Below are 25,295 nucleotides of genomic sequence, written 5' to 3'. Positions count from 1 at the left end.
ACCCGGAAATCAGCTGTAAACGGGACTCAGTCGTCGCTCGCGGCGAAGCTGGTCGATTCGGCCTCGGCGGCCACGTCGGGCGCGCCCGGCAGTTCCTCGCGGACGTCGTCGCTGCCTTGCTCGGTGATCGCCTCGTAGTAGGCCTCGGGCATGACCTTCACGAAGGCCTCGAGCGCGCGCTCCCAGTTCTCGAGCAGGAGTTCGCCCCGCTCGGAGCCGGTGTAGGCGACGTGGTTCTCGACGAGGCGGCGCAGCATCCGCTCGTCTTTCTCCTCGAGGTCGTCGTGCAGCGAGACCATGCCGGTGTTGGCCTTGGCCTCGAACTCGTCGTCGGGGTCGTAGACGTAGGCGACGCCGCCGGACATCCCCGCGGCGAAGTTCTTGCCCGTCTCGCCGAGCACGGCGACGACGCCGCCGGTCATGTACTCGCAGCCGTGGTCGCCGACGCCCTCGACGACCGCCTTGGCGCCGGAGTTGCGGACCGCGAAGCGCTCGCCGGCGACGCCGTTGACGTACAGTTGGCCGTCGGTGGCGCCGTAGAGCGCGACGTTACCGATGGAGATGTTCTCGGTCGGATCGTAGCTGGCGGTCTCCGGCGTGCGGATGGTGATCTTGCCGCCCGAGAGCCCCTTGCCGACGTAGTCGTTGGCGCTGCCGTCGAGGTGCATCGACACGCCGCTGGCGAGGAACGCGCCGAAGCTCTGGCCGGCGGTCCCCTCGAGGTCCACGGTAACGGTGTCCTCGGGGAGGCCGGGCTCTCCGTAACGGCTGGTGATCCGGTTCGAGAGCATCGCGCCGACGGTGCGGTCGACGTTGGTGACGTCGGCGTCGATCGAGACCGGCTCCTGGTCCTCGATGGCGTCGGCCGCAGCGTCGATGAGGTCCCGGTCGAGTTGGTCCTCGAGTTCGTGGTCCTGCTCGCGGATCTTCCGGCGGACGTCGCTGCCGGGGTCCGCGAGGACCGCCGAGAGGTCGACCTTGCGGGCCTTCGGGTGGTCGACGTCGGTGCGCTGCTCGAGGACGTCGACCTGGCCGATCATCTCGTCGATCGTTTCGAAGCCGAGCTCGGCCATGAGCTCGCGCAGCTCCTGGGCGATGAACGTCATGTAGTTGATGACGTGTTCGGGCTCGCCGGGGAACCGCTTGCGGAGCTTTTCTTGCTGGGTCGCGACGCCGACCGGACAGTTGTTCGTATGACAGATGCGGGCCATGACACAGCCCGAGGTCACCAGCGAGGCGGTCCCGAAGACGTACTCCTCGGCGCCCAGCAGGGCGGCGACGGCGACGTCGCGCCCGGTCTTCATCCCGCCGTCGGCGGAGACGCGAATTCGGTCGCGGAGGCCGGTCGCACAGAGCATCTGGTTGGCCTCGGCGAGACCGAGCTCCCACGGGAGACCGGCGCTCTTGATCGAGGTGCGCGGCGAGGCGCCCGTGCCGCCGTCGTGGCCCGAGATGTGGACCACGTCGGCGTTGGCCTTCGCGACGCCGGCGGCGACCGTGCCGATGCCGGCCTCGCTGACGAGCTTGACGTTGATGTCGGCCTCCTCGTTGGCCGCCTTGAGGTCGAAGATCAGCTGCTTCAAGTCCTCGATCGAGTAGATATCGTGCAGCGGCGGCGGGGAGATGAGACCGACGCCGGGCGTGGACTTGCGGACGTGGGCGATCATCTCGTTGACCTTCGAACCGGGGAGGTGGCCGCCTTCGCCGGGCTTGGAGCCCTGGGCCATCTTGATCTGGAGTTCGTCGGCGTTCGAGAGATACGTCGACGTGACGCCGAAGCGGCCACTGGCGACCTGCTTGACGTTACACTCGCGTTCGGTGTTGAACCGTTCCGGCGGCTCGCCACCCTCTCCGGAGTTGCTCTTGCCGCCCAGTCGGTTCATCGCGATCGAGTTGTTTTCGTGGGCTTCCGGGGAGATCGATCCGAGGCTCATGGCGGCCGTCGAGAATCGCTCGACGATGTCGGCGATCGGCTCGACGTCCTCGACCGGAATCGGGTCGCGGTCGGACTCGAACTCGAGGAGTCCACGAAGGGTCTGGAGGTTCTGTTGTTGCTCGTTGATCTCGCTCGCGAATTCCCGGTAGCGCTCGTAGTCGTTCGAGCGGACGGACTGCTGGAGCTTGCCGACGGTATCGGGGTTCCACTGGTGATGGATCCCGTTCGATCGGTGTTCGAACTCGCCGTGACGGTCGAGATCTGCGTCCTCGTCCCCAAAGGCCGCCGCGTGGCGTTCGCGGACGTCCTCTTCGATCTCGGGAAGTCCGATTCCCTGGGTGCGGTTCTCGGTCCCTTCGAAGTACTCGTCGACGAGTTCGGAGTGGAGGCCGACGGCCTCGAAGATCTGGGCGCCCTGGTAGCTCTCGACGGTCGAGATCCCCATCTTGGCCATGATCTTCAACAGCCCGTCCTCGACGGCGCCGACGTAGGCGTCGATGGCGACCTCGGTGTCCGCACCGTCCTCGCCGGCGGTGAGATCCTCGATCGTCTGGTAGGCCAGGTACGGGTTGACCGCGCCCGCGCCGTAGCCGACCAGCGTCGCAAAGTGGTGGACGGTGCGCGGATCGGCGGACTCGACGACGAGCCCGATGTGGTTGCGCAGGCCGTTGCGAACGAGGTGGTGGTGGACGCCGCCGGTCGCGAGCAGGCTCGGGATCGCGACCCGGTCCTCGTCGACGCCGCGGTCGGAGAGGACGATGACGTCGTGATCGCCGTCCTCGATCGCTTCGACGACGTCCTCGCGGACGCGCTCGATGGCGTCACGGAGGTCGTCGCCCGGCTCCTCGCTCTCGGGTTCGTAGGTGATGTCGATCGTCGCGGCCGTGATGCCGTTGGCCGAACAGTCGCGGATCGACTCGAGTTCGGCGTCGGTCAGGATCGGCGAGTCGAGCACGAGCTGGCGGGCGTGTTCGGGCGACTCGTCGAGCAGGTTGCGCTGGAAGCCGAGTCGGGACTCCATGGAGGTGACGAGTTCCTCGCGGATGTAGTCCAGCGGCGGGTTGGTGACCTGCGCGAACAGCTGTTTGAAGTAGGAGAACAGCGGCCGATTGAAGTCCGTGAGGACGGATAGCGGCGTGTCGTCGCCCATCGAGCCGACCGGGTCCTTCCCCTTCTGGGTCATCGGCTCGATCAGGTTCTCGAGTTCGTCGTGCGTGTAGCCGAAGGCGGCCTGGTGGTCTCGCAGGGCCGACACCGCCTGTCGGGGCAAGCTATCGTCGGTCGTCCGGACGTCGTCGAGGTGGACCTGTTCCTGTTCGACCCACTCGCCGTAGCGGTCGTCGGTGAGGTCCTCGAAGACCTCCTCGTCCGGAATGACCCGGCCCTCGTTGGGGTCGGCGAGGAAGAGCTGGCCGGGCTGGAGACGGCCCCGTTCCTCGATGTCTTCGGGCTCGGTCTCGAGCGCGCCGGCCTCGCTGGCCATGATCAGGCGGTTGTCGGTCGTCACGTCGTACCGGCACGGACGGAGCCCGTTGCGGTCGAGGACGGCGCCGACGCGTTCGCCGTCGGTCGCCGCGACCAGCGCGGGGCCGTCCCACGGCTCGACGAGCGAGGCGTGGAAGTCGTACCAGTCCTTGCGGTCCGCGTCCATCGAATCGTCGCCGCGCCAGGCCTCGGGCACGAGCATCCGCAGGGCGTGAGCGAGGTCCCGGCCGTCCTGCATCAGCAGTTCGAGCGCGTTGTCGACGCTCGCCGTGTCGGACTGGTCGGGGTCGTCGATGATCGGCTTGACCGCCTCGAGGTCCTCGAGCACGTCGCTCTCGATGTCGGTCTCGCGGGCGCGCATCCAGTTGATGTTGCCCTGAATGGTGTTGAACTCGCCGTTGTGGATGATGTTCCGGTAGGGGTGGGCGAGGTGCCAGGCGCCGAGCGTGTTCGTGGAGAACCGCTCGTGGACCATGACAAACGTCGATTCCATCCGCTCGTCGGTCAGATCCGGATAGTAGGCAGGTACCTGCACCCCCTTGAGCAGGCCCTTGTAGACGACGGTCTTCGAGTCCAGCGAGCAGACGTAGAACCGCTCCGTGTTCTCGACGTCGGCGTCCTCGACGGCGTTTTCGAGGGCGCGCCGACCGACGTAGAGGCGTCGGTCGAACGTCTCGCGGTCGATGTCGTCCTCGGGGGCGACGACGACCTGCCAGACGTCGGGTTCGGAGTCGACGGCCGTCTCGCCGAGATCCGCGTTGTTCGTCGGGACGTCGCGCCACTCGAGTACCTCGAGGTCGTACGTCGCCAGCGACTGTTCGACGAGTGAGACGAGTTCGGTCCGCGCGGCCTCGTCCTGGGGGAAGAAGATCGATCCGACCGCGTAGGTGTCCGGGAGATCGGTCTCGAGAACGTCCGCGAAGAAGGCGTCGGGAGTCTGGAGCATGATGCCCGCGCCGTCGCCGGTGTTCTTCTCGGCGCCGGTGGTCCCGCGATGTTCGAGATTCTCGAGTAGTTCGAGTCCGTCGGCGACGACGTCGTGTCCCCCATCCCCATCGAGGTCCATGACCACGCCGACGCCGCAGTTCGACCGCTCGTCCGCGGGGTCCGCGAGGCCCCGCGAACGCTCGGTGGATGACGCTATCTGTGGCTGTGACATACGAACCCATTCCCAGAACAGCTATAAGAGACTGTTCCATTATGGCTAAGTGTATTATAGACACATATAATCGGATATAAGGTCTATTGTTCCGGTTCCGTATCGGGGAGACGGCGATTCGAATCCGGGCATTCGAACCGTCTGCACCGCCGGTCGGCCGTCTCTCGGGTGTCGAATTTTCTCCGAGCGACGGATATCGGAAAACTGCAGCGGGCAGGGTTAGCCGCCCGAGCAGGGCAGTTATGTCAGAGGCACGTAGTGCTCACCCACCAGAGTGAACACCACGTCTATCCTTTCTCCCGCATCCGATAAGCAATATTGGGTTAAAGAGTTAGGTTCGAATGGGATCGTGTCGCACAATTCGTCTGGTCGAACGGAAGCAACGAGTCGATCGTCGACGTCCGCGACGACAGCGGTCGGCCGCGACCGGTCCGTGTAATTTCGTGAGGGGACGAGCCGACCTAATACGATTTCGCGAAGTACGCGATCTCGTCGGCGGGATCGCCGCAGACGCCACACTCGTCGCGCTCGGGTTCGGGGACCTCGCCGGCCGTCGATCCGCCCTCGTCCTCGAGGGGTTGCATGACGATCTCGGCGGCGATCTTCTCCTTGATGGCCTCCTCGCAGGCTTCGTCGCCACACCACGGCGTCTTCACGTAGCCGCCGTGTTTGCCGATCGTCCCGAGAATGTCCTCGGGGCTGTGGGCCTCGCGGACGTTCTCCTCGAGGGTCTCCTCGGCCGCGTCGTACAGTTTGTCGTAGATCTCCTCGAGGTGGTCGTCGACGCTGTCGGCGATGTCCTCCCGGTCCTCGACGGACTCCTCATTGTCCGGCCGGTGGACCATCGTGACCTCCTCGTCTTCGACCTCGTAGGGGCCGATCTCCAGTCGGAGGGGAATGCCGTTGAGTTCGTGCTCGTTGAACTTGAAGCCGGGATTGCGCTCGTCGCGGTCGTCGAGTTCGACGCGGAAGCCGGCGTCCTCGAGTTCGTCGGCGATGTTCTCGGAGTACTCGAGAACGTCATCCTTGGTGTCCTCCTGCCAGATGGGGACGATGACGACCTGCGTGGGGGCGATGGTCGGCGGGAGCACGAGCCCCTGGTCGTCGGAGTGGGTCATGATGAGCGCGCCGAGCGCGCGCCACGAGAGGCCCCACGAGGTCGTGTAGGCGGTTCGTTCCTCCTCGTCCTCGTCGACGAAGGTGATGTCGAACGCCTCCGCGAAGCTCTGCCCGAGGTTGTGGCTGGTCGCACCCTGCACCGACTTCCCGTCGGGCATCAGCGCCTCGACGGTCGTCGTGGTGTCCGCGCCGGGGAACTTGTCGTGTTCGGGCTTCTTGCCGCGCAGCACCGGAATCGCCAACACGTCCTCGTAAACGCGTTCGTACTGGCCCAACCGGGTCCAGACTTCCTCCCACGCGCCCTCGTTGCTCGCGTGGGCGGTGTGGCCCTCCTGCCACATGAACTCCTTCGTCCGGAAGAAGGGCTTGGTCTCCGTGGCCTCCCAGCGCACGACGGAACACCACTGATTCAATCGGAGGGGCAGATCGCGGTGGCTGCGCGTCCAGTCGGCCATGAACGGCGCGATGATCGACTCGCTCGTCGGACGCACCGCGAGGCGCTCCTCGAGTTCCTCGTGGCCGCCCTGGGTCACCCAGGCGACCTCGGGGTCGAACCCCTCGACGATGTCCTTCTCGCGCTCGAGGAAGCTCTCGGGGATGAACAGCGGGAAGTAGACGTTGTCGACGCCGGTCTCCTTGAACCAGCCGTCGAGCGCGTCCTGAATGCCCTCCCACAGTGCGTACCCTCGCGGCTTCGTGACGATGAACCCGCCCATCGGGGCGTAGTCCGCGAGGTTGGCCTTCTGGACGACCTCGGCGTACCACTCGCCGGGCTTGTGCGATTTCGACTCGGTGATCCCGAGTTCCTGGCTCTCGTCGCTCATTGGTACGTCATCCAGCCAGCGCGGTCTTAAACCATGCGAAGGGCGGACGCTCGCTCGCGAGCACCTACGTCGTGTTCGTCGTCGCCCCCCGGCGGACGGCGTTCACCGCCGCGCCCAGCAGTATCACGATGCTGCCGAAGTACAGCCACGTGACGAACAGCAGCACGGCGCCGATCACGCCGTAGGCCGCGTACCGGCCGGCGTTGGCCGCGTAGATTCGGAACCCGACCTGGAGCAGCACCCAGCCGATAGCGGCGACGATCGTCCCCGGAATCACTTCGCCGATCGATACGCTCACCGGCGGCAGCACGTAGTATATCGGCAGGAACGCGATCGCCAGGACGACGATCAGCACGAGCGACCCGAGCACGTTAGCGAACGGGATCTGCAGGTTCAGTATCGAGAGCGCGGCGCCGACGGCGACGACGAGCACGACGGCGAGCGCGATGCCGATAACGACGACGATGGCGTCCCGGATCTGGCCCAGCAGCGAGGCGTCGATCTCGTCCGCGTAGAGCTCGTCGAACGCCTGATCGAGGCCGCGAAAGAGTTTCAGCGCGCTCCACACGACACCGAGGAACCCGACCACGGACGCGGCCGCCCGACCGGACGGGTTGGTGAGCGCCTGTGACACCATCTGCTGCCCCGAGGACGAAAGCTGCTGACTGAGCATGCTGGCCACGCGATCGGCCAGCGCCTGCCCCCCGACGAACGACGCGATCGTCACGGCGAGCAGTAGCAGCGGGATCGTCGAGACGAACGCGTAGTAGGCGATTCCCGCCGCCAGAAACGTGAGATTCCGATCCCTCGCGAGCGCGACGACGGATCCAACGGTCGACATAGGCGTCGTACCACAACTGCCCTGTTGAACCCATTGGTGGCATAAGCAACCGTCTCGGGTGCACCCCCTGCCGAGGGACCGATCAACGCCGCCTCGGTTTCATCCGGTTCTGACACCGTTATGTGTGCGACACCGTTACGCGTATCCGACATGAAAGCGATCGAAGTGATCGAGTACGGTGACAGCGACGCGCTCGAGGTCGTCGACGCCGACCTGCCGGACCCGAACGCGGGCGAGGTCCGCATCGAGGTCGAAGCGGCGGGCATCAACTTCGCGGACATCATGCAGCGCCGCGGGGTCTACCCCGGCGGTCCCGACGCACCCTACGTCCCCGGGATGGAGGCCGCTGGGACGATCGACGCGGTCGGCGAGGGCGTCGACGACGTCTCGGAAGGCGACCGCGTCGTCGCGATGCTGGACACCGGCGGCTACGCGGAGTACGTCACCGCCAACGCCGCGATGCTCTTCCCGATTCCGGAGGGGACGAGTTTCGACGGGGCCGCCGGCTTCCCCGTCCAGTTCCTCACCGCCCACTCCTGTCTGTTCGAGTGGGGCGGCCTCGAGGCGGGCGAGACGGTGCTGATCCAGGCCGCCGCGGGCGGCGTCGGCACGGCTGCCGTCCAATTGGCCTCGAACGCCGGCGCGGAGGTGTTCGGCACCGCCAGCACCCACGAGAAACTCGACCTCGCGGCCGACCTCGGCTGCGATCACCCGATCAACTACACCGAGACGGACTTCCGCGAGGTCGTGGACGAGGAGACCGACGGCGAGGGCATCGACCTCGTCCTCGAGAGCGTCGGCGACGACGTCTTCGAGCGCAGCCTCGACGCGATGAGCCACTTCGGCCGGATGGTCACCTACGGCGTCGCCAGCGGCGTCCCCGGCGAGGTCGAGAACCGGCGCCTCCTCTTCGAGAACAAGACCATCAAGGGGTACCACCTCGGACAGGCGTTCGCGCACGATCCGGACCGCGTGCTGAAGGCCGTCCCGGAGCTCACCGAGGGGCTGACGAGCGGCGACTTCGAGGTGATCCTCGGCGAGTCGTTCGCGCTCGAGGACGCCGCGGCGGCCCACCAGTACATCGAGGATCGCAAGAGTTCGGGGAAGGTCGTGCTGAAACCCTGACCGTCGACCGCCGCGATTCGAACCGCTGACCGATCGTCGGGGTGTTCCTCGCTATCGTTTAGCCGTCGGTGCTATTGGTGGTATCGTTCGTCCCGTCGTCGGTGCTCCCGTCGTCGGTGCTTCCGTCGTCGGTGCTTCCGTCGTCAGTACTCCCGTCGTCGGTGCTCCCGTCGTCAGTACTTCCGTCGTCAGTACTCCCGTCGTCGGTGCTTCCGTCGTCGGTGCTTCCGTCGTCAGTGCTTCCGTCGTCAGTGCTTCCGTCGTCAGTGCTTCCGTCGTCGGTGCTTCCATCGTCACTACTGTTGGAGTCGTCCGTTCCGTCGTCTCCGTCGCTGTCATCGCTGCCGTCGTCGGTTTCGCCCTCGCCGCTCTCTGTCTCGTCGCCGCCGTCGCTTCCCTCGTCCTCGTCGTTTCCCCCTTCGCCGCCGTCGCTTCCCTCGTCTTCGCCGTTTCCCCCTTCGCCGCCGTCGCTTCCCTCGTCTTCGCCGTTTCCCCCTTCGCCGTCACCGGTTTCCTCGTCCGTGTTGTCGGACTCGTCCGCGTCGGCACCGTCGTCGGTCTCGCCGCCGCCGTCGGTAGCTTCCTCGCTCGAGTCAACGCCGGCGTCTCCGCCGCCGGCTTCCGTCTCCTCGTTTCCGAAGATACCGCTCTCGGTAGTGGTCTCGTCACTGTCGTCGTTGGTCTCGCCCAGACAGCCCGCGAGACCACCGACAGTTGCGGCCACCGCTGCGACGAACGTCCGCCGACGAGTCGTATCGGTCATGCTCTCGGCCCGAGCTATGACGAAAGCATAAAAGAGTATTCGCGCGTTACTCGGGTGATACTCTTTCACACAAGCGGCCGGTAGAAGCCTTCGCGCCGGTGATACGCCATTTCTATTGCGAGACTGACATCAGCGCTCCTCGAGGACGTCTCGCTTCCCGGCTACCCGGTCACTCGCCGTCACCGCCGAAGAAAAACCACCACGGATCGTCCTCGTCTTCCTCACCGTCGCCGCTCTCTTCGCCTCCGTCGACCTCGGTTTCGTTGCCGTACTGCACCGACGATCCGGAGACGGTCCCACCGACCTCGGTGCCGTCGCCGAGGACGACCTCGCCGCCGGCGTCGATCGATCCGTCGATCGAAACGTCGTCGCGGGTCGTCACCGAGCCGCTGGCGACCACGTCGCCGCTGACCTCGCTGTCGTCGTGGAGGGTGACGAAACTGGCGCCGTCGTCCTCGAACTGGCGGGAGCTCGCCCCTCCCGCAACGATCGATCCGTCGACCGCCGCGTCGCTTCCGACGCGAACGTCCCCGCCGGCGACGACGGAGCCGTCGACCTCGACGTCCTCGAGGATCGTGACCGTGCCGGCGACCGACACGTCCCCGTCGACGTCGTCGTCGACGGTAACGTCCCCATTCCGCTCGCCGTCGCCGTTCTCGTCACCGCCGTCGCCGTCCTCTCGGCTCTCGTTTCCGCCGTCGTCGGACCCCCCGCCGTCGCCGAAGATGTTTTCGGTCGTATCGCTTTCCGAGTCGGTATCGTCGGACGTTTGCCCCAGACAGCCCGCGAGCGCGCCGGCCGTTCCGACGACCGCAGCGACGAGCGTTCCGCGACGAGTCGTATCGGTCATGCTCTCGCCGGGGACTATTTCGTCGGGACAAAAGAGTAATCGGCCCCTGTATGTCCGCGCAATCTGGTGGCCTGTATGTCCGCGCAATCTGGTGGTTTCGGCGGTCGCCGTGCCTCGAGCGCCGGCTTACGGGCTCCCGTCGCGACCCGATTCGAGGGAGACGTCCCACTCGAGGTCGTGGTCGACGAACGCGGCTTCGTCCAGCGGTTCTCCGCCCGCGAAGCGGAACTCGCCGCGGACCGTCCGGCCCTCGAGGACGCCCGGCAGCCAGCGGGAGTCGTCGTCCCACATCTGATCGTAGGGAACCTCGTCGACGGAGACCCACTCCGGCCGGGCTTCGTCCGAGGCGGTCGGTTCGCCCGTAAACGACCGCGTTCGGTACACGTGACAGTTGGTGTGTCCCTCGCCGTCGAGCAGGAAGGTGAGTTCGCCCGCCTTCTCGAGGGCCGCTGGCTCGACCTCGAGGCCCACCTCCTCGCGAGTCTCGCGGGCGGCACACTCTCGGAACGTCTCGCCGGTCTCGCGTTTGCCGCCGGGGCCGTTGTACCAGCCCTCGCCGAGGCCGCGACGCTTCTCGATCAGGAGCACCTCGTCCGTCCCGTCGTCGCTGCGATTCCGCAGAGGAAAACACAGCGTGGCCTCGATCATACGCCGTCGTCGGCCCGCCGCGAAATAAAGCGCCCGGAGTCCGGTTCGGCGCCGTACTCCGGGCATCCTCGCCGCCTCCGACAACTGTTAGGCGGTTACAATCCCAGCATCGGCGTATGGAGTATCTGCTCTGGGTTCTCCTCGCGCTCCTCGCCTACTCGGTCGTCGCACCGCTGACGAGTTTCATCATGCGGGACGTCCCGGCGGCGCCGGGGCTGTTCCTCGCGACGGTCGTCTTCCTCGCCATCGCGTCCGTCGTGCTGGTCCTGACCGAGACCGCCGATCCGTCGTTCGCGACGACGGCCGAAGCCGGCTACGTCTACGTCGCCGGCGGCTTCCTGACGGTCGGGATTCTCGCGTACACCGCCGCCCTCGAGAGCGGTCCGGTGAGCGTCGTCGTCCCCATCTTCGGCATGTTCATCGTCGGCAGTTCGGTCCTGGGGATCGTCTTCCTCGACGAGTCGCTGACCCTGACCCGGGCGGCCGGAATCGGCTGTGCGGTGCTCGCGATCGTCTGTAGCGCGGGTGGTGAGCCGTGAGTCGCCGCTATCTGCTGCTCTCGGTGGTCGCGTTCGCCGCCTACAGCCTGGTCGCGCCGCTGCTAAAAGTCGCGATGGAGACGATTCCGAGCACGACCGCGGTCTTCATGTCGAACGCCGTCATGCTCGCACTGATCGGCGCCCTGATGGCCGTCCGGGGGACGTCGCCCCGGCCGTACCTCTCGCATCCGAAGACGTCGTACATCGTCGCCTGGGGGACACTGCTCGCCGTCGGCTTGCTGGCCTACTACCGGGCGCTGGCGCTCGGCCCGGTGAGCGTCGTCGTCCCGGTGTACGGCCTGTTCATCGCGCTCAGTTCGATCATCGGCATCGTCGCGCTCGAGGAGACCCTGACCGTTAGGAAGGGGCTGGGAATCGCGTTCGCCGTGCTCGCGGTCGTTCTCATGTCGCTCTGACCGCACACGGTCGCCGACGCTCTGACCGCGCACGGTCCCCGCGGCAGCCGATTCAGTCATCGCTTGAAACCTCGATATCGGCCGCCTCGACGACCCCGTCGGGCCCACACCCCAGCGACCGGTGCGGGCAGTACCGACAGTGGTCGCCCGGCGTCGTCTCGCCGAACGACGGCGCGTCGACCGCCTCGAGCGTCTCCCGAACCGCCGACCACGGCGGCAGGTCGTCGGGATCGATGAGGTCGACGCGCGGCCCCTCGACGTCGCCGACGTAGACGTAGCCGACCGCCGCGATGGGGTCGTCGAACCGCCGCTGGCAGGCCCGGGCGTACAGCGCGAGTTGCGTCGCGTCGGCGGGGGCGATCCGCTCGGCCGTCGCCTTGTAGTCGAGCACCGCGAGGCCGCCGTCGGGGGTCCGCCGGATCGAGTCCACGTAGCCCACGACGTCGCCGCGCACGTCGGCGACGTCCGCGAGCGCGAAGGGGAGTTCCGCGGCCAGCGGCTCCCAGTCGGCGACCGGCGCGTCGAACGCCGGCGCGTCGGCCTCGAAGAAGCGATCGATACAGGCGAGGACGGCCTCGCGGTGCTCGAGCAGATCCCGCGCGGTGAGCTGTCGGACGGCGGCCTCGCGCCACGCCTCCCGGGTCCGGTACTCGCGGTAGAAGGCCTCCTCGGCGACGTCGTGGAAGACGGTACCGACGAGCCGCGAGCCGGGTTCGGACGGTGTCTCCGCTCGAGTTCCCTGCGAACCGACTCCCGTGCCCATTCCCGCTCCCGTTCCCGCCGCGGGGTCGTCGAACGCCCGCACGACGTGATCGAGGTAGTGTTTTCGCGGGCACGTGTCGTGGGTCTCCATCGCCGAGTAGCTGTGGCGCAACGCGGCCGGCAACTCGGCGGCGTTCGCGAGCGTCTCGACGGGGAACCGGACGGTGTCGGGCGTCAGCGCCGAGAGCTGGCGACCGGTCGGTACCCGACGCCTCGAGCGACTGGCCGCGGTCCCGCCCCCGCCCCCGTTCCTGCCCCCGCCCTCGTCCCTGCTCCCGTCCCTGCCTCCGCGCCCGCTTTCGCCTCTGTCCCCGGCTTCGTTGCCGCCGTGACTCGCCGCGTCGGCCGCGGGGAGCAGCGTCCCGTCGCGCAGCAGCCGCCCGAGTCGGTGGACCGTCTCGATGGCCTCCCGCGTCTCGAGGGGTTCGACCGGTCGGTCGCCGTAGTCGGCGTAGTAGGTGATCGTCCCCGGGCTGACGCCGGCCGAGAGCTCGATCTCCTCGGTCCGGTCGGCGACGGTCCCGGGGTAGGTCTCGCGCACCCGCTCGAAACTCTCCCGGAGCGACGACCAGAGGTTCATTCGCCGGCCGGCGACCGACCACTCGATCTCGTCGGCGAGGCAGGCGTCGGCGGTCGAGGCCGCCAGATCGCCCTCCTCGCCGTCGTAGTCGTACTCGGAGCCGAAGACGAACAGGTGGTTCTCGGCGCGGGTGAGCGCGACGTGAAGCACCCGCCACTCCTCGCCGACGGTCTCGGCCGCCAGATCCGCCAGCAGCGGCGAGTCGACGTCGTCGTCCAGCATCGCCGCGAGCAGTCTGTACCTGGCCCGCCGGGCGTAATCGCGCTCGACGCACCACTCCTCGTCGGAGAGGTAGGGGACGAGCACCGTGTCGAACTCCAGCCCCTTGGCCTGGTGGACCGTCATGACGTCGATCGAGTCCGTCGACTGGGTGCCGCGGGTGCGTTCGCTCTCGCCGCCCCGCAGCGTCCGCTCGAGCGCGTCGACGAACGACGGCGTCAGCGTCTGTATCACCGAGTCACCGGTGTAGGCCTCGACGAACCGCTCGATCCGCTCGAGTTCCTCGCGCTCCTCGCTCGTCAGGAACCACTCGAGGCGGGTCACCTCGCGGAACCGACGGACGAACCCCGACAGCGGGTAGACGTCTCGCAGGTGCTCGAGCGCCGCGAGGTGGCCCCGGGCCCGTTCGACGCGCTCGGGGTGCTCGAGGCTCGCGTCGGATTCGCCCTCCGACCCGTCGTCTATCACCGCGTCGTACAGCGATCCGTCCCGTCGCTGGAGCGTCGCGAGGTCGCTCTCCGGGAGCCGATACCGGTAGAGCAACACGCGCCGGAGGTGGGCATCCGCGGTCGGATCGACGAGCACGCGGAAGTACGAGAGCAGCGTCCGGACGCCGGGCGAAATCTCGCCGCGGGGGGAGCCCGAAATCTCGTAGGGGATCTGGAGGTCCCGCAGTTCCTCGGCGACCGACTGCGCGTGGCGGTTGGTCCGAACGATGACCGCGATGTCCTCGAGCGAGCGCTGGGGGACGTTCTCGGCCTCGCCGTTCAGTAGCCGCGAGACGGTGGTCGCGACCTGTTCGGCCGTCGACGGGCCCACGCGGGCGCTCTCGATCTTGACGACGCGATCCGGTGGATTGGCGGGATCGCCGTTCGTCACCGCTCTGTCGGCGTCGTCGGTCGCCGCCTCGTCGTCAGCACTTCCCTCGAGCGCGGCGTCCTCCGATTCTCCCGCCGAATTCCCGTCGGCCCGGTACTCACCGGGCGTCCGGCCGACCTCGCGGAGCGTCTTCGAGGACTGCGGGCCGTAATCGCAGTGGTTCGTGAGGTCGAGGATCTCCTGGCGCGAGCGGAAGTTGAGTTCGAGTTCGATCGCCTCGTGGTCGTCGTAGGCGTCCGCGAGTCGATCCAGCCCTTCGCGGTCGGTGCCCCGCCAGCCGTAGATGGCCTGATCCTTGTCGCCGATGGCGAGCAGGTCGGGCCGATCGGGGCCGTCCGTGAGTTCGGTGATCAGCGCGAACTGCGTCTCGTCGGTGTCCTGGAACTCGTCGCAGTAGACCTGCTCCCACTGGCCCGTGATCTCGCCGGCGATCGCCGGATCGTCCAACAGCCCCGTCGCCGTCCGCACCAGTTCGTCGAAGTCCAGCGCGCGCTCGGCCTCGAGGGCGTCGTGGTAATCGGCGTAGACGTCGGCGTAGTGGCGCGCGAGGCGCATGAACTCGACGTAGTGTTTCAGGCGGCCGAACGGGCTCTGCTCGATCCGGTTCGTGGCCTCCCGCCAGATCTCGTTGCCGAACAGGGCGCGCGGAAGCTGTTTCGTCGTGGGATCCTCGAGCGACAGGACGTCGATCGCGTTCGTCACGCACTCCTGGAGCACCCGGAGGTAGCGGTCGACGTCGCGGACCACGTCGTCCTCGCGGAACTCGGCGGGGGCCTCCGCGATCTTCTCGCGGCAGTACTCGAGGAGTTTGCCGTAGTCGACCAGCGACTCCCGGCCGGCCTCGAGGTGGTCGTCGGCGTTGAAGTAGCGCAGTGCCGCGTTGTCGAAGGAAAGCTCCTCGCTCGCCGTGCGCTCCAGCCAGAGGACGAACTCGTTGCAGAGTTCGAGGGTGCGCACCGCGGGCAATCGCTCCTGTAACTCGTCGGGCGTGACGTCCTCCTGACTCATCGCCCGGATGAAGCCGTCGACGGCGGCGGTGAGGTCCTCGGGCGAGCCGTCGCTTCGCCCGGCCGCGGTCGCGAAGCCGTAGTCGTTCTCGGCGAGCAGTCGGCCGACCATCCGTCGGCGCGTGCGCTCGGTGACGACGTCGAACTCCGGCGAGTAGCCCAGGTAGTAGGCGTACTCCCGGACCAGCCGGTAACAGAAGGAGTGGTAGGTGTAGACGTCGATCGCCGCGGCGGCCGCGGGATCGAGGCGCTCGGCGACGGCCTCGCGGATGCTCCCGGCGGCCTCGTTGGCGAAGGTCAACACCAGCACGTCCTCCGGGTCGACGTCGCCGCGCTCGATCGCGCGTTCGATCCGCATGAGCATCGTCGTCGTCTTCCCCGTCCCCGCGCCGGCGTCGACGGAGGTGCAGGCCGCGCGGCTCTCGATGACGGCCCGCTGGTTGCCCTTCGGCTCGAGGTCGCCATCGCTGCCCTCGTCGCCCACTCGTGAGCCGCCGTGGTCCGGTCGCCGCTCCCGCCGCTCTTCAGCCATCGAAGCGCACCTCCGCGGCGATGTAGTCCTGACAGCACACCGCGTACTCGCAGTCGGGACAGACCTCGCTCGAGATCTGCGTCCACCGATTGGTCGGATCGTACTCGGCCGCGAGGAGGTCGCCGACGACGGCCGCGAGTCGGTCGTCGACGGTCCGGTTCCGGTGTTCGTGGGTCATGCCGTAGGTGTGGTGGTCGATGTAGGTCTCGGTCAGATCGACCGTCTCGAGGCTCGCCTCGACCGTCTCCCGGACCCAGTTGACCGCGGTGCTCGAGCGGTCGGCCAGCGGGATTTGCACGTACCGACAGGTCCGGTCCTCGAGTCCCAGTCGCTCACAGCGCGCGCGGAGGCCGTCGATCACGACGGCCGTCTCGAAGAGCGCGCCGACGAGCGTCGGATCGAAGCCGTCCGTTGCTGTATCGAAATGATCCGTGAAGGCCTCGGCGACGGCCCCCTCCCAGTCGGAGCGGTAGCGAAGCAGCCCCAGCGGCGCGAGCGTGGGAACGAACCGAACGCCGACGACCGACTGACCGTCCGCGTAGACGTAGTCGACGGCGGCGTCGATTTCGACAGTCTCGTCCCGGTCGGGGAGCGAGACCGTACTCGAGACCGGTAACTCCGGCCCGATCAGTTCCCCGCCGGCGGCGTCGTCCGCCAGCCGTTCGATCCCGGCGGCGTGTTCGACGCCGACCCGGTCGACGTAGGCCTCGAGCGTCGCCTCGAGCACGCGCAGTTCGTGGCGTCGCTGGGTCCGCGAGTGGAACCGCTCGTCGTGGTCGGCCCAGAGCGCCTCGAGTCGGCCTCGAGCGGCCTCGACGAGCGCCTCGCGGTCGGTCTCGCCCCGCCGGAGCGCGTCGCAGATGGCCGTTCGCAGGAGCGCGACGCGATCCGCGGTCGGCCCGTCGTCACCGTCGCCCTCGAGGCCGTCGACGTGGGCGAACTCGAACCGGCGGGGGCAGTGGAGCGCGGTCGCGAGGCCGTCTACCGAGAGGGCGTCGATTCGTGACCGCTCCTGTCCGCCCTCGACGCTCCCGTCAGTCATCGCGGATCACCTCTCCCGCGGCGAACTCGAACTGCGAGCGCACCGCTTCCGCGAGTTCGGGGTCCACGTCGCCCTCCTCGAGCACGACCGCGATCTCCTCGAACAGTTCCTCGGTCGCGCCCAGATCGGCCTCGCCGCCGGTGCTCGCCTCCCGCAGGATCCGCTCGAGTTCGCCGCGGGGCTGGTCGAGCAGCGCCTCGAGAGCGTTCCGCTCGCCGTGGATCGCCGCCCCCGTCTCGGTCGAGACGTCCTCGAGGTCGAGGCCCGGCGCCGCGTCGATCAGTTGCAGGTAGCGCGACTCGTCGAACGTCCGGCGCAGGCCGCCGGCGCCGCGCTCGTAGGAACAGCAGTACAGGTGACTGCGCGCGGCGCGGGCGCCGAGCGCGAGGCGCCGGCGTGCGCGCTGTGCGTGGTAGGTCTCGAAGGGATCGCCGACGGCCTCCCTGTCGACGGTCGCGAACGTCTCCGCGATGTCGCTGGGGTCGGGATCAGTGACCGCCGGATAGGTTTCCATCTCGCGCAGCCACGCCGTCGGGAACAGTTGCGTCAGGAACTGCTCGCCGGGGTAGGTGTCGTCGGTCAGGTCCAGCAGGAAGACGGCCTCCCGCGAGTCGTACTTCAGGTCGGCGGCGGCACAGACCGTGACGCCGCCGGTCGGCGGCTGCGTCTCGACGGCGTGGACGTAGGGCGCGTCGTACTGGATCGTCCGCCGGAGCATCCGGCGTAACCCCTGCCAGTCCGGCCCGACGAGGTCCGTCTCCTCGACGAAGCGGGCGATCTCGAGCACCCGGCTGACTCCGGCGAACGCCTCGCGGGCGTCGATCCACTCCTCCTCGCGGGCGATTCGCCCCTTCAGATCCGTTCGGCGGATCCACCGCTCGAGCGACCGGGAGACGCTCGATCCGGCGGTTTCCTCGAGCAGGTTCGGCGAGAAGTCGTCGACGCGAGCGCGCAGGCGCTCGAGCGAGACCTCGCGCGGGTCGCCCGCGTCGCGGCCGCGGTCGGCGTGGAGGTCTCCGGTCGCGGCCCCTATTCCGTCTCCGTCGCGCTCGCGCTCGCACTGGAGCGTGACGAACGCGTAGAGTTCGTTGACCGCCGGGTCTTCCGCGAGCGCGGGGGTCCCGATCGTCGCCGTCGGAACCCCGGCCTCGCGGAGCCGCGTTCGCGTCTCGGGGACGCGCTCGATTCGCGGCACCGCAACGGCGAACTCGTCGAAACTCCAGCCGTGCCGGTCGCGTAGCGCCTGAATCTCGGTGGCGACCGTCCGGACCTGTTCGCGAGCGGTCCGGGTCCGGATGCGTCGCGCTCGCCCCGTGATGTTCGGTTCGTCTCCGCCGTCTCCGTTTTCTCTGTCAGGCCCCTCGTTTTCGTTGTCGCCCTCGCCGCCGTGTCGCTGTTCTTGTGGTCCCTTGCCGGTCGCCAGAAACCGGGTAATCGCCCGATGTGACGGCTTCCGGCGTCCGATACCGCGGTCGTCGCTCTCGTCTTCGCCGAGCGGGTCCTCGAGCACCTCGACCGCGAGGTCGTCACCGACGAGATCCTCGATCCGACCGGGTTCGACACGGGTACGCTCGACGCTGGCGTGACGTTCGCCCAGGCAGACGAGGTCGGCGTCCCGGGTCAGCGCCGCGAGGTAGCGCCGGTCGAGGCGTCGGTACTCCTCGAACTCGACGGCGAGGACGGCGTCGATCGACTCCGTCACGCGGTCCCGGAGGCCGTCCGCGTTCGACTCGAGGAGGTCGACGGTCCGCGGGACGACGTCGGCCCGTTCGACGTAGCCCCGGTCCTCGAGTTCCGCGTGGAAGCGGTCGTTCATCGCGTACAGGAAGGCCAGACACTCGTGGGGATCGTCGGCCTCGACGTCGGCGAGTCGCAACCGCTGGCGCGTCGCCTCGAGCAGCAGTTGCCCGACGTCGCGGGCGAAACTCTCGTGCTCGGCGGCGCGTTCCAGATACGCCGGTACCGAGCGGCTGGCGCCGTCGATCACCAGCGAGACGAGTTCGATACGCTCCTCGTACTCGAGGCGGTCGAGCGTCGGGTCGTACTCCTCGAGGGCCTTCGAGGCGTGTTCGGGCAGGGACTCGACGCGGGGTGAACGCGGCCCTGCCGCGGCGTCGACGCCGGAACACGTCTCGACGAGTCGCTCGAGGCCGGCGGGGTGGCGTTTCAGGACCAGCACGTTCCGCGGTCCGTACTCGTCGGCGAGGGCGGCGTACTCCGCGGCGACCCACGCGAAGAGCGCGTCGCTGGGCGCGGGTTCGGCGCGCAGTTTGCAGGTACCTTCGAGGGTCGACGACGGGGACGCCATCACGTGATACGTCCCGCAGTAAAGCCGGTTTCCTACTTAAATGTGCGCCGCGAAGCGGACGTGGTTTTCCGCCCCTCCGCGTGCGGGAGGGCTAGGGAGAGGGCGAGCGGTCCTACTCGGCCATCCAGTCGCCGGCCTGCGGTTCGTCCGGATCCGTCGGCACCTCGAGCAACGTCGGTTCGTCGGCGTCGATGGCGGACTCGAGGGCCGATCGAACTTCGGACGGCGTTTCCGCGCGCTCGGCTCGCATTCCGACACTCTCGGCCAGCGCGGTGAAGTCGATGGGGGCGTCCGCCCAGTCGTAGGCGCCGGCCCCGAGGTCGTAGCTTCGCTCGGCCTCGTCGCTGATGATCGCGTAGTCCGCGTTGGCGAAGACGACGACGGTCAACGGGAGCCCCTCGGCGACGGCCGTGTGGAGTTCGTGGACGCACATCATGAGCCCGCCGTCGCCGGTGAGGACCACCACGTTCTCGTCGGGGTTGGCGAGCTGGGCGCCGATCCCCGAGGGTAGCCCGGTCCCCATCGACGCCCACGAGCCCGGATTGACGTACGAGCGCGGCCCCGCGGCCTCGAAGGCGTTCAGCGCCCAGACCCGAAAGCCGCCGGCGTCGGCCGCGACGATCGCCTCCCGCGGAACCGCCTCGCGGACGGCCTCGAGCGCGGCCACCGAGGTGAGCGGCGGCGACGAAGTGCGCAGGTCCTCGAGTCGGTCGCTCGCGGCCGCCCGAACTGCCGCGGCGCGTTCGACGGCGTCGCCAGCCGAGAGTTCGCGGTCGGCGAGGGCGTCCTCGAGGGCCGCCAGCGCCTCGCCGGCGTCGGCGACGATTCCGACGGTCGGCTCGTAGCCGGTCGCGAGGTCGTCGGCCGCGAGCGTGACGTGGACCAGCGTCCCGGGTACATCGACGTCCCACGCGCGGGTCGCGACGGCGTCGAAGTCCGTTCCCACGCCGAGCGCCGCGTCGGCGTCCGCGAGCAGGTCGAGCAGTTCCGGCGACGCACTCCCCGAGAGCGTGCCGGCGACGCAGCCGCCGTCGCCGTCGGGGAGGACGCCCTTCCCCTTGTAGGTCGCCACGACGGGCGCGCCGAGGCGATCCGCGACGCGCCGGAGGTGGTCGCTCGCCCCCGCAGCGCGGACGCCGCCGCCGGCGACGATGATCGGCTCGTTCGCGTCGGCGAGCAGGTCGGCGGCCGTTTCGATCTCGCGCTCCGGGACGCCCGAGACGAACGCCCGACTGTACTCCCCGGCCGTCGCGACGGGGACGTCCATCGAGAGGAAGGACTTCGGAATCCCGACGCGGACGGGCCCCTTCGGGGGCGTCTGCGCGACCGCGATGGCCTCCTCGAGGACGACGGCCGTTCGCTCGGGCGCCTCGACGAGTCGGTTCGCCTTGACGACGGTGTCGTAGGTTTCCGGCGGCGTCTCGTGGATGCCGTCGCCGCCGCGGAGTTCCGGGTCGGTCTCGACGGCGAGGTGAACCAGCGGCGTGCAGTCGTTGTACGCGTTCTTCAGCCCGTTCATCGCGTTCATATCGCCCGGGCCGGGAACGACGACCGTCGCCGCCGGCCGGCCGCTGGTCTCCGCGTAGCCCCACGCCTGGTGGCTGACCGCGGTCTCGTGGCGAGCCATCACGTACCGCACGTCGTCCCGTCGACCGATCGCCTCGTTCAGCGGCAGCGTCTGCTTCCCGGGGATGCCGAAGACCGTGTCGATCCCGTCGGCCGCCAGTCGCTCGACGACCGCCTGGCTGACGTCCATACGTCGATTCTCGGAGACCAGCTACTTGGACTCTCCCCCTCCGTTGGCGTCGCGGCATTCCGCGTCGATCGCTCACCGTCTCGGACGGGCGGGGATGCCTCCAACTCGGCCGCCCCCGGGGGGCCGCCTCCGCAAGCACCGGCCGAACTGACTGACTTCGATAATTCTTATAGTGTATAAAGAGTACAGATGTGTATGGAGGATATTTTCGTCGGACGCATCATGTCCGCGTCGCTGCACACGGTGACGTCGGACACGCTCGTCGAGGAGACCGCCCAACTGATGCTCGACAACGGGATCGGGTCGGCGGTCGTCGTCGACGACGACAATCGACTCGAGGGAATCCTGACGAACACCGACTTCGTCCGGATCGTCGCCGAGCGCAAACCGAAGGACCAGACGCCGGTCTCGGAGTACATGACCGAGGACGTCGTCACGGTCACGGCCCAGGATAGCATCCGCGACGCCGCGGACGCGATGGTCGAACACGGTTTTCACCACCTCCCCGTCGTCGACGAGGAAGAGGGGGTCATCGGCATGGTCACGACGACCGATCTGGCGGCGTACCTCTCCCGCGAGGAGACGCCGAGTCCTGAATAGCCCGTTTTCGTCCCCACGTTCGACTCGAGCGCCTCTCACGTCGATAGCTCGAGGCCGATAGCCGGTCTCGAGACGGGCACTGGCGCCTCGCAGCGCGTCAGTCGGTTCGGTCGGCGGTCTCGCCGTCGCCGCCCTCGTGCTGGTGCAACACCGACATCTCCTTCCGGAGGTCGGTCCCCGCCTGCGTCGAGGATCGGACGCGGTAGACGTAGCCGATCGACGAGACGAGCGCGAAGACGGCCACGAACGCCAGCGCCGTCGGCGCGCTCGCCGCGACGAGCAGCATGAACACGAACGAGACGAGGACGTTCCCGACCGCGACCAGCTTGAGCACCGGCAGTGGCAGTTTGTAGACCGAGTACTCGTAGCGCTGCGGGAACGTCTTCGGGAGGTTCCACAGCGCGATGCCGCCGATCATGAAGGAGAGGAAGGTCCCGGTGACGACGACGACCAGCCAGTCGAGGAACGCGGGGCCGGTGAGCTCGTCGAGGTAGCCCACGAACGGCGCGACGGCGAGCGGCGGAACGCCCATGAAGATGACCGCCCGGTGGGGCGTATCGAACCGATCGTGGATCCCGGCGAAGAAGCCGGGCAAGAGGTTGTCGCGCGAGGCGCGCATGACCGTCCGCGAGTAGGACGTGTACAGCGTGTTCACGGTCGTCGCCGCGGCGACCAGCGCCGCGACGGCGATGAGTACCAGTCCCGCGGTCGGGACGGTTCCGAACGCGTCCGCGACGGCCGCGAGCGCACCGTCGACGGGTTCACCGTCCGGGCCGACGGCCGCCTCCCACGACGCGCCGCCGATCAGCGCGAGGACGATGGCGATCGAGAGCACGGCGACGAACGTCATCCCGACGGCGAGGACTCGCGGGATGTTCTTCGTCGGATTCTCGAGTCCCTCGCCGATCTCGATGATCATCGCGAACCCCTGGAAGGGGATGTACAGTAAGACGATCGCGAGGAAGAACGGCGCCAGCCCCTCCTCGAAGGGCTGGCCCTCGCCGTCGGGGAACATCGGCTCGAAGTTCCCGATATCGAACGAGGCGAAGCCGCCGACGATGAACGTCAGCATGCCGGCGATCAGGACGGCGACGAGCGCGATCTGGGCCCGTGCAGCCATCTGAATGCCGACGTAGTTGACCAGCAGGAAGAAGGCGAGGATCGCCATCACCGCGGCGACTTCCGGGATCTGGATCCCCGTTTCCAGTAACTCGAGGAGGTACGGCAGGTACTGGGCGAAGCCGAGCGCGGCGAACAGCAGGTACGCCCAGACGGCCACGACCGGCAGCATGATGTTGAGAAAGCCCCAGTACGGACCGACGAGGCGAGAGCCGTAGACGTACGCCCCGCCGGCGACGGGGATCGCCCCGCCGAGTTGTAACAGTTGCAAGACGCCCAGCGACATCGGAATTATCGCGACCAGAATGGCGATCACGATGCTCGGCCCGGCCTCGGCGGCCATCTGCGTCGGCACGAGGAAGATACTCATCCCCAGCGCGGTCCCGATCAGCAGTGCGATCGCCGCCCCTACTCCCACCGACTCGTTGATTAATTTGAAGTCATCTGCAGGCGCGTTTTACCACGTTCTGCCATGTTCACTACCACCTAATGAACGTGTTTGTTCAAAACACCGTCAGAAATCGCTAGGGAAGTAATCTCAATCCCGTTATATCGAAACCGTCGTATATGTATCCCGCAGTATCGATTAACGATTGTAAATAGGGTGGTCGCCTTCGTACCTGCGATGAAGAATCGCCGGCGATCCGTCAGCATCGACGCTCGAGTCGGGAGGGAACTCGGGAGCGGACTGCGGTCACGTCTCGGCTCCCGGTTCGTCGTCTTCGGTCATCCAGCGGACGGTCTCGTCGAGTCGGTCCCGCAGCGCCCGGGCCTCCGCCGGCGTCAGTTCGATATCCGCGTGACCCGTGCCGTGGTCGCCCGCCATCGCGTCGATGCTCAACACGAGCCGATGGCCGTCCGCCGACTCGGGCCGAACCGAGACGTCGGCCCGGTCCGGATAGTCCCGCGGCGGTCCGAGTTCCAGATCGGTCTCGCCGCGAGTGACGCCCACCCGCACGCGCTCGGTGTGCTCGAGGTCGACCGCGTCCGTCGGGTTCTCCTCGATCGGCGTCGATTCGGACTCCTCGACCCCGTCGTGGCTGGTATCTTCTCCCATGGCTGGTGGTTAGATCCCGTCCCCCTTGGGTGTACGCCCGGACGGGGTCGGGTGACGCGGTGGCCGGCCGCTCACAGCTGCGGTACTCGGACGCTGGCGAGAACGGAGCGCAGTCGGAATCGGAACCGGAGTGCAGTTGGAATCGGCACAGAAGTCCAGTCGGAGTCGACTCGAGCGCGCGATCAGTCGATGTCGATGCGGTGACCGGTGTCCCCGACGATCGTCAGCTCCTCTCGTCGACGCGTCTACAGCGCCGTATCGCGGGAATCGGGGCCGACGCACTGCTGGCGATCCTCGAGTTCGGCGCAGGCCTCCCGAAAGAGGCCGTCGAGGATCTCGGGCGTGGTGGGGTGGTAGGCCCGGTTCGGTACCTCGCGGACGTCGAGTCCCATCTCGACGACGATCTGCATCGTCTTCGCCATCACGTCGGCGTGGAGGTGGACGCCCTGGTAGCCGAGGACGGACCCGCTGTTCGCGTCGACGACCAGCGTCGCCCGGCCCTCGGGGTGATCCTTGGTCTTGAACACCCCGTCGGACGACGCCTCTCGGGTCACGACGAAGGCGTCCATCCCCGAATCGGCGGCCGTCGCTGGCGTGTGGCCCACTCTGGCAACCGGATAGACACCCAGCCCCGAGAAGATCACGTGGTGGGGGACGTTGGCGTAGGGCTCGAGGTTCTCCTCGCGCGCGTGGTGGACGACGTTCGCCGCGGCCGCAAAGCCCTGCTCCTTGGCGACGTGGAGGATCGGCTCGCGGCCGTTCGCGTCGCCGACGACGAAGACACGATCGTCGTCGAGCGCCTGCATGGTCGACCCCACCCACCCCGACCCCGGCTCGATCCCCGTCTTTTCGAGGTCCAACCCCTCGAGGTTCGGTTTGCGACCGGTGAAGCAGTAGAGTTCGTCGGCTTCGACGGTCAGTTCCGTGGCGTCACCGCCCGTCCCGTCCTCCGCCATCCGCTCGGCGACCAGTCGGACGCCGCCGTCGTCGGTCCGCTCGAGGCGCTTCTCGTCGGTGGTCGTCAGCACCTCGATCCCGAACTGCTCCCGGTAGAGCTCGAGGATCGCGTCGCCGTAGGCGTCCGGAAACGCGTCGAGCGGTCGTTCGTCGTGCTCGATCACGGTGAGGTCGACGTCGCCGACCTCGCTGAGGTAGGGGCCGAGTTCGAGGCTGATGTAGCCGTTGCCGAGCACGAGTCCCGACTCCGGAAACGCGGTCGCGTCGAGGACGTCCGCGCTCGTCCGGATCGGCACGTCGTCGATTCCCGGCAGGTCCGGAATGTTGGGCACGGAGCCGGTCGCGATCACGACGTAGTCCGGTTCGAGGCGGCGGCCCCTGACTGCGAGAACGCGGTCGTCGACGAACCGCGCCGATTCGCGAAGGAATTCGACGCCCTCGCGCTCGGCCAGGTCGTGGACGTGCCCCCGGCGGTGTTCGGCGAAGCTCGAGACGTGCTCGTCCTTCCGGGCGACCACCGCCTCGGGATCGACCTCGGGGACGCCCTCGAGTCGGTCGTCGTGACGGGCCTGATACCGGTGCTGGCCGGCCGAGAGCACGTCCTTGCTCGGCATGCAGCCCCGCAGAATGCAGAGTCCGCCGCCCGGATCCCCGTCGTCGATCAGCGTCAGTTCGAGGTCGTCGAGTTCCCCGCGGCGCTCGAGGAGTTCGTCGGCGGCGGCGACGCCTGCACTGCCGTACGCGCCGACGATCGCGACGTGTACCATATCCG

The 25,295-nt window shown here is 67.9% G+C and carries 17 protein-coding genes; 4 read left to right on the top strand and 13 right to left on the bottom strand.

Features of this window, described 5'->3' with window-relative positions; translation table 11 throughout:
- Positions 1-26: 26 nt before the first annotated feature.
- The 3 genes from gltB to J0X25_RS22170 form a co-directional block, all read right to left on the bottom strand.
- Positions 27-4,580 (bottom strand): glutamate synthase large subunit, encoded by a 4,554-nt coding sequence (gene gltB / locus J0X25_RS22180; protein ID WP_207289658.1) that lies wholly within the window; start codon positions 4,578-4,580, stop codon positions 27-29.
- Between the two features lie 461 nt (positions 4,581-5,041).
- A complete protein-coding gene (gene proS, locus J0X25_RS22175; protein ID WP_207289656.1) occupies positions 5,042-6,523 on the bottom strand; it encodes a proline--tRNA ligase in 1,482 nt (493 codons plus the stop codon).
- A 64-nt stretch (positions 6,524-6,587) separates the two neighbouring features.
- A complete protein-coding gene (locus tag J0X25_RS22170) occupies positions 6,588-7,364 on the bottom strand; it encodes a YihY/virulence factor BrkB family protein (RefSeq protein ID WP_207289654.1) in 777 nt (258 codons plus the stop codon).
- Positions 7,365-7,514: 150 nt separating this feature from the next.
- Between J0X25_RS22170 and J0X25_RS22165 the strand changes: the two genes are divergently transcribed.
- A complete protein-coding gene (locus J0X25_RS22165; RefSeq protein ID WP_207289652.1) occupies positions 7,515-8,489 on the top strand; it encodes a quinone oxidoreductase family protein in 975 nt (324 codons plus the stop codon).
- Positions 8,490-8,547: 58 nt separating this feature from the next.
- On the opposite strand, the gene J0X25_RS22160 is transcribed toward J0X25_RS22165, so the two are convergent.
- The 3 genes from J0X25_RS22160 to J0X25_RS22150 all read right to left on the bottom strand — a co-directional run bounded on the left by J0X25_RS22160 (position 8,548) and on the right by J0X25_RS22150 (position 10,750).
- Positions 8,548-9,252 carry a hypothetical protein gene (locus J0X25_RS22160; protein ID WP_207289650.1) on the bottom strand — a complete coding sequence of 235 codons (705 nt, stop codon included), beginning with the start codon at positions 9,250-9,252 and terminating at the stop codon, positions 8,548-8,550.
- A gap of 169 nt (positions 9,253-9,421) precedes the next feature.
- Complete coding sequence (locus J0X25_RS22155) at positions 9,422-10,102, bottom strand: hypothetical protein (protein WP_207289648.1); 681 nt, start codon at positions 10,100-10,102, stop codon at positions 9,422-9,424.
- Between the two features lie 126 nt (positions 10,103-10,228).
- Positions 10,229-10,750 (bottom strand): 8-oxo-dGTP diphosphatase, encoded by a 522-nt coding sequence (locus tag J0X25_RS22150; RefSeq protein ID WP_207289647.1) that lies wholly within the window; start codon positions 10,748-10,750, stop codon positions 10,229-10,231.
- Positions 10,751-10,866: 116 nt separating this feature from the next.
- On the opposite strand from J0X25_RS22150, the gene J0X25_RS22145 reads away from it, so the two are divergent.
- Positions 10,867-11,289 carry an EamA family transporter gene (locus tag J0X25_RS22145; RefSeq protein ID WP_207289645.1) on the top strand — a complete coding sequence of 141 codons (423 nt, stop codon included), beginning with the start codon at positions 10,867-10,869 and terminating at the stop codon, positions 11,287-11,289.
- Complete coding sequence (locus J0X25_RS22140) at positions 11,286-11,705, top strand: EamA family transporter (RefSeq protein WP_207289643.1); 420 nt, start codon at positions 11,286-11,288, stop codon at positions 11,703-11,705. The genes J0X25_RS22145 and J0X25_RS22140 overlap by 4 nt, the downstream gene beginning before the upstream one ends.
- Before the next feature lie 52 nt (positions 11,706-11,757).
- Here J0X25_RS22140 and J0X25_RS22135 read toward each other — a convergent pair whose 3' ends face one another.
- The 4 genes from J0X25_RS22135 to J0X25_RS22120 form a co-directional block, all read right to left on the bottom strand.
- The gene (locus tag J0X25_RS22135; protein ID WP_207289641.1) at positions 11,758-15,684 is read right to left on the bottom strand and encodes a UvrD-helicase domain-containing protein; all 3,927 of its coding nucleotides are present in this window, start codon (positions 15,682-15,684) and stop codon (positions 11,758-11,760) included.
- Positions 15,677-16,726, bottom strand: a complete 1,050-nt coding sequence (locus J0X25_RS22130; protein ID WP_207289639.1) for a PD-(D/E)XK nuclease family protein — start codon at positions 16,724-16,726, stop codon at positions 15,677-15,679. The genes J0X25_RS22135 and J0X25_RS22130 overlap by 8 nt, the downstream gene beginning before the upstream one ends.
- Positions 16,719-19,034: a hypothetical protein gene (locus J0X25_RS22125; protein WP_207289637.1), complete on the bottom strand. Its 2,316-nt coding sequence runs from the start codon at positions 19,032-19,034 to the stop codon at positions 16,719-16,721. Before J0X25_RS22125 ends, J0X25_RS22130 begins: the two co-directional genes overlap by 8 nt.
- Positions 19,035-19,146: 112 nt before the next feature.
- Complete coding sequence (locus tag J0X25_RS22120; RefSeq protein WP_207289635.1) at positions 19,147-20,790, bottom strand: thiamine pyrophosphate-binding protein; 1,644 nt, start codon at positions 20,788-20,790, stop codon at positions 19,147-19,149.
- A 195-nt stretch (positions 20,791-20,985) separates the two neighbouring features.
- Here J0X25_RS22120 and J0X25_RS22115 point away from each other — a divergent pair, with 195 nt between their 5' ends.
- The gene (locus J0X25_RS22115) at positions 20,986-21,390 is read left to right on the top strand and encodes a CBS domain-containing protein (protein ID WP_207289633.1); all 405 of its coding nucleotides are present in this window, start codon (positions 20,986-20,988) and stop codon (positions 21,388-21,390) included.
- Positions 21,391-21,487: 97 nt separating this feature from the next.
- Here the strand turns inward: J0X25_RS22115 and J0X25_RS22110 are convergent, their stop codons facing one another.
- The 3 genes from J0X25_RS22110 to J0X25_RS22100 all read right to left on the bottom strand — a co-directional run bounded on the left by J0X25_RS22110 (position 21,488) and on the right by J0X25_RS22100 (position 25,290).
- Positions 21,488-22,927: an APC family permease gene (locus J0X25_RS22110; protein WP_225896716.1), complete on the bottom strand. Its 1,440-nt coding sequence runs from the start codon at positions 22,925-22,927 to the stop codon at positions 21,488-21,490.
- 276 nt (positions 22,928-23,203) lie between these two features.
- Positions 23,204-23,566, bottom strand: coding sequence for a hypothetical protein (locus tag J0X25_RS22105; RefSeq protein WP_207289631.1), 363 nt, complete (start codon positions 23,564-23,566; stop codon positions 23,204-23,206).
- Between the two features lie 245 nt (positions 23,567-23,811).
- On the bottom strand, positions 23,812-25,290 hold the full coding sequence (locus J0X25_RS22100) for a dihydrolipoyl dehydrogenase family protein (RefSeq protein ID WP_207289629.1): 1,479 nt from the start codon (positions 25,288-25,290) through the stop codon (positions 23,812-23,814).
- Between the last annotated feature and the right edge of the window lie 5 nt (positions 25,291-25,295).

It is taken from the genome of Haloterrigena alkaliphila, from assembly GCF_017352155.2.
Taxonomy (GTDB): domain Archaea; phylum Halobacteriota; class Halobacteria; order Halobacteriales; family Natrialbaceae; genus Haloterrigena; species Haloterrigena alkaliphila.
Note: the sequence above shows the minus strand (reverse complement) of the source record. Positions and strands in the feature narration are given on the sequence as shown.

Excerpts from the sequence above, each read along its gene's own strand:
- gltB (WP_207289658.1), bottom strand. The coding sequence starts at position 4,580 with ATGTCACAGCCACAGATAGCGTCATCCACCGAGCGTTCGCGGGGCCTC.
- proS (WP_207289656.1), bottom strand. The coding sequence starts at position 6,523 with ATGAGCGACGAGAGCCAGGAACTCGGGATCACCGAGTCGAAATCGCAC.
- J0X25_RS22170 (WP_207289654.1), bottom strand. The coding sequence starts at position 7,364 with ATGTCGACCGTTGGATCCGTCGTCGCGCTCGCGAGGGATCGGAATCTC.
- J0X25_RS22165 (WP_207289652.1), top strand. The coding sequence starts at position 7,515 with ATGAAAGCGATCGAAGTGATCGAGTACGGTGACAGCGACGCGCTCGAG.
- J0X25_RS22160 (WP_207289650.1), bottom strand. The coding sequence starts at position 9,252 with ATGACCGATACGACTCGTCGGCGGACGTTCGTCGCAGCGGTGGCCGCA.
- J0X25_RS22155 (WP_207289648.1), bottom strand. The coding sequence starts at position 10,102 with ATGACCGATACGACTCGTCGCGGAACGCTCGTCGCTGCGGTCGTCGGA.
- J0X25_RS22150 (WP_207289647.1), bottom strand. The coding sequence starts at position 10,750 with ATGATCGAGGCCACGCTGTGTTTTCCTCTGCGGAATCGCAGCGACGAC.
- J0X25_RS22145 (WP_207289645.1), top strand. The coding sequence starts at position 10,867 with ATGGAGTATCTGCTCTGGGTTCTCCTCGCGCTCCTCGCCTACTCGGTC.
- J0X25_RS22135 (WP_207289641.1), bottom strand. The coding sequence starts at position 15,684 with ATGGCTGAAGAGCGGCGGGAGCGGCGACCGGACCACGGCGGCTCACGA.
- J0X25_RS22130 (WP_207289639.1), bottom strand. The coding sequence starts at position 16,726 with ATGACTGACGGGAGCGTCGAGGGCGGACAGGAGCGGTCACGAATCGAC.
- J0X25_RS22125 (WP_207289637.1), bottom strand. The coding sequence starts at position 19,034 with ATGGCGTCCCCGTCGTCGACCCTCGAAGGTACCTGCAAACTGCGCGCC.
- J0X25_RS22120 (WP_207289635.1), bottom strand. The coding sequence starts at position 20,790 with ATGGACGTCAGCCAGGCGGTCGTCGAGCGACTGGCGGCCGACGGGATC.
- J0X25_RS22115 (WP_207289633.1), top strand. The coding sequence starts at position 20,986 with ATGGAGGATATTTTCGTCGGACGCATCATGTCCGCGTCGCTGCACACG.
- J0X25_RS22105 (WP_207289631.1), bottom strand. The coding sequence starts at position 23,566 with ATGGGAGAAGATACCAGCCACGACGGGGTCGAGGAGTCCGAATCGACG.
- J0X25_RS22100 (WP_207289629.1), bottom strand. The coding sequence starts at position 25,290 with ATGGTACACGTCGCGATCGTCGGCGCGTACGGCAGTGCAGGCGTCGCC.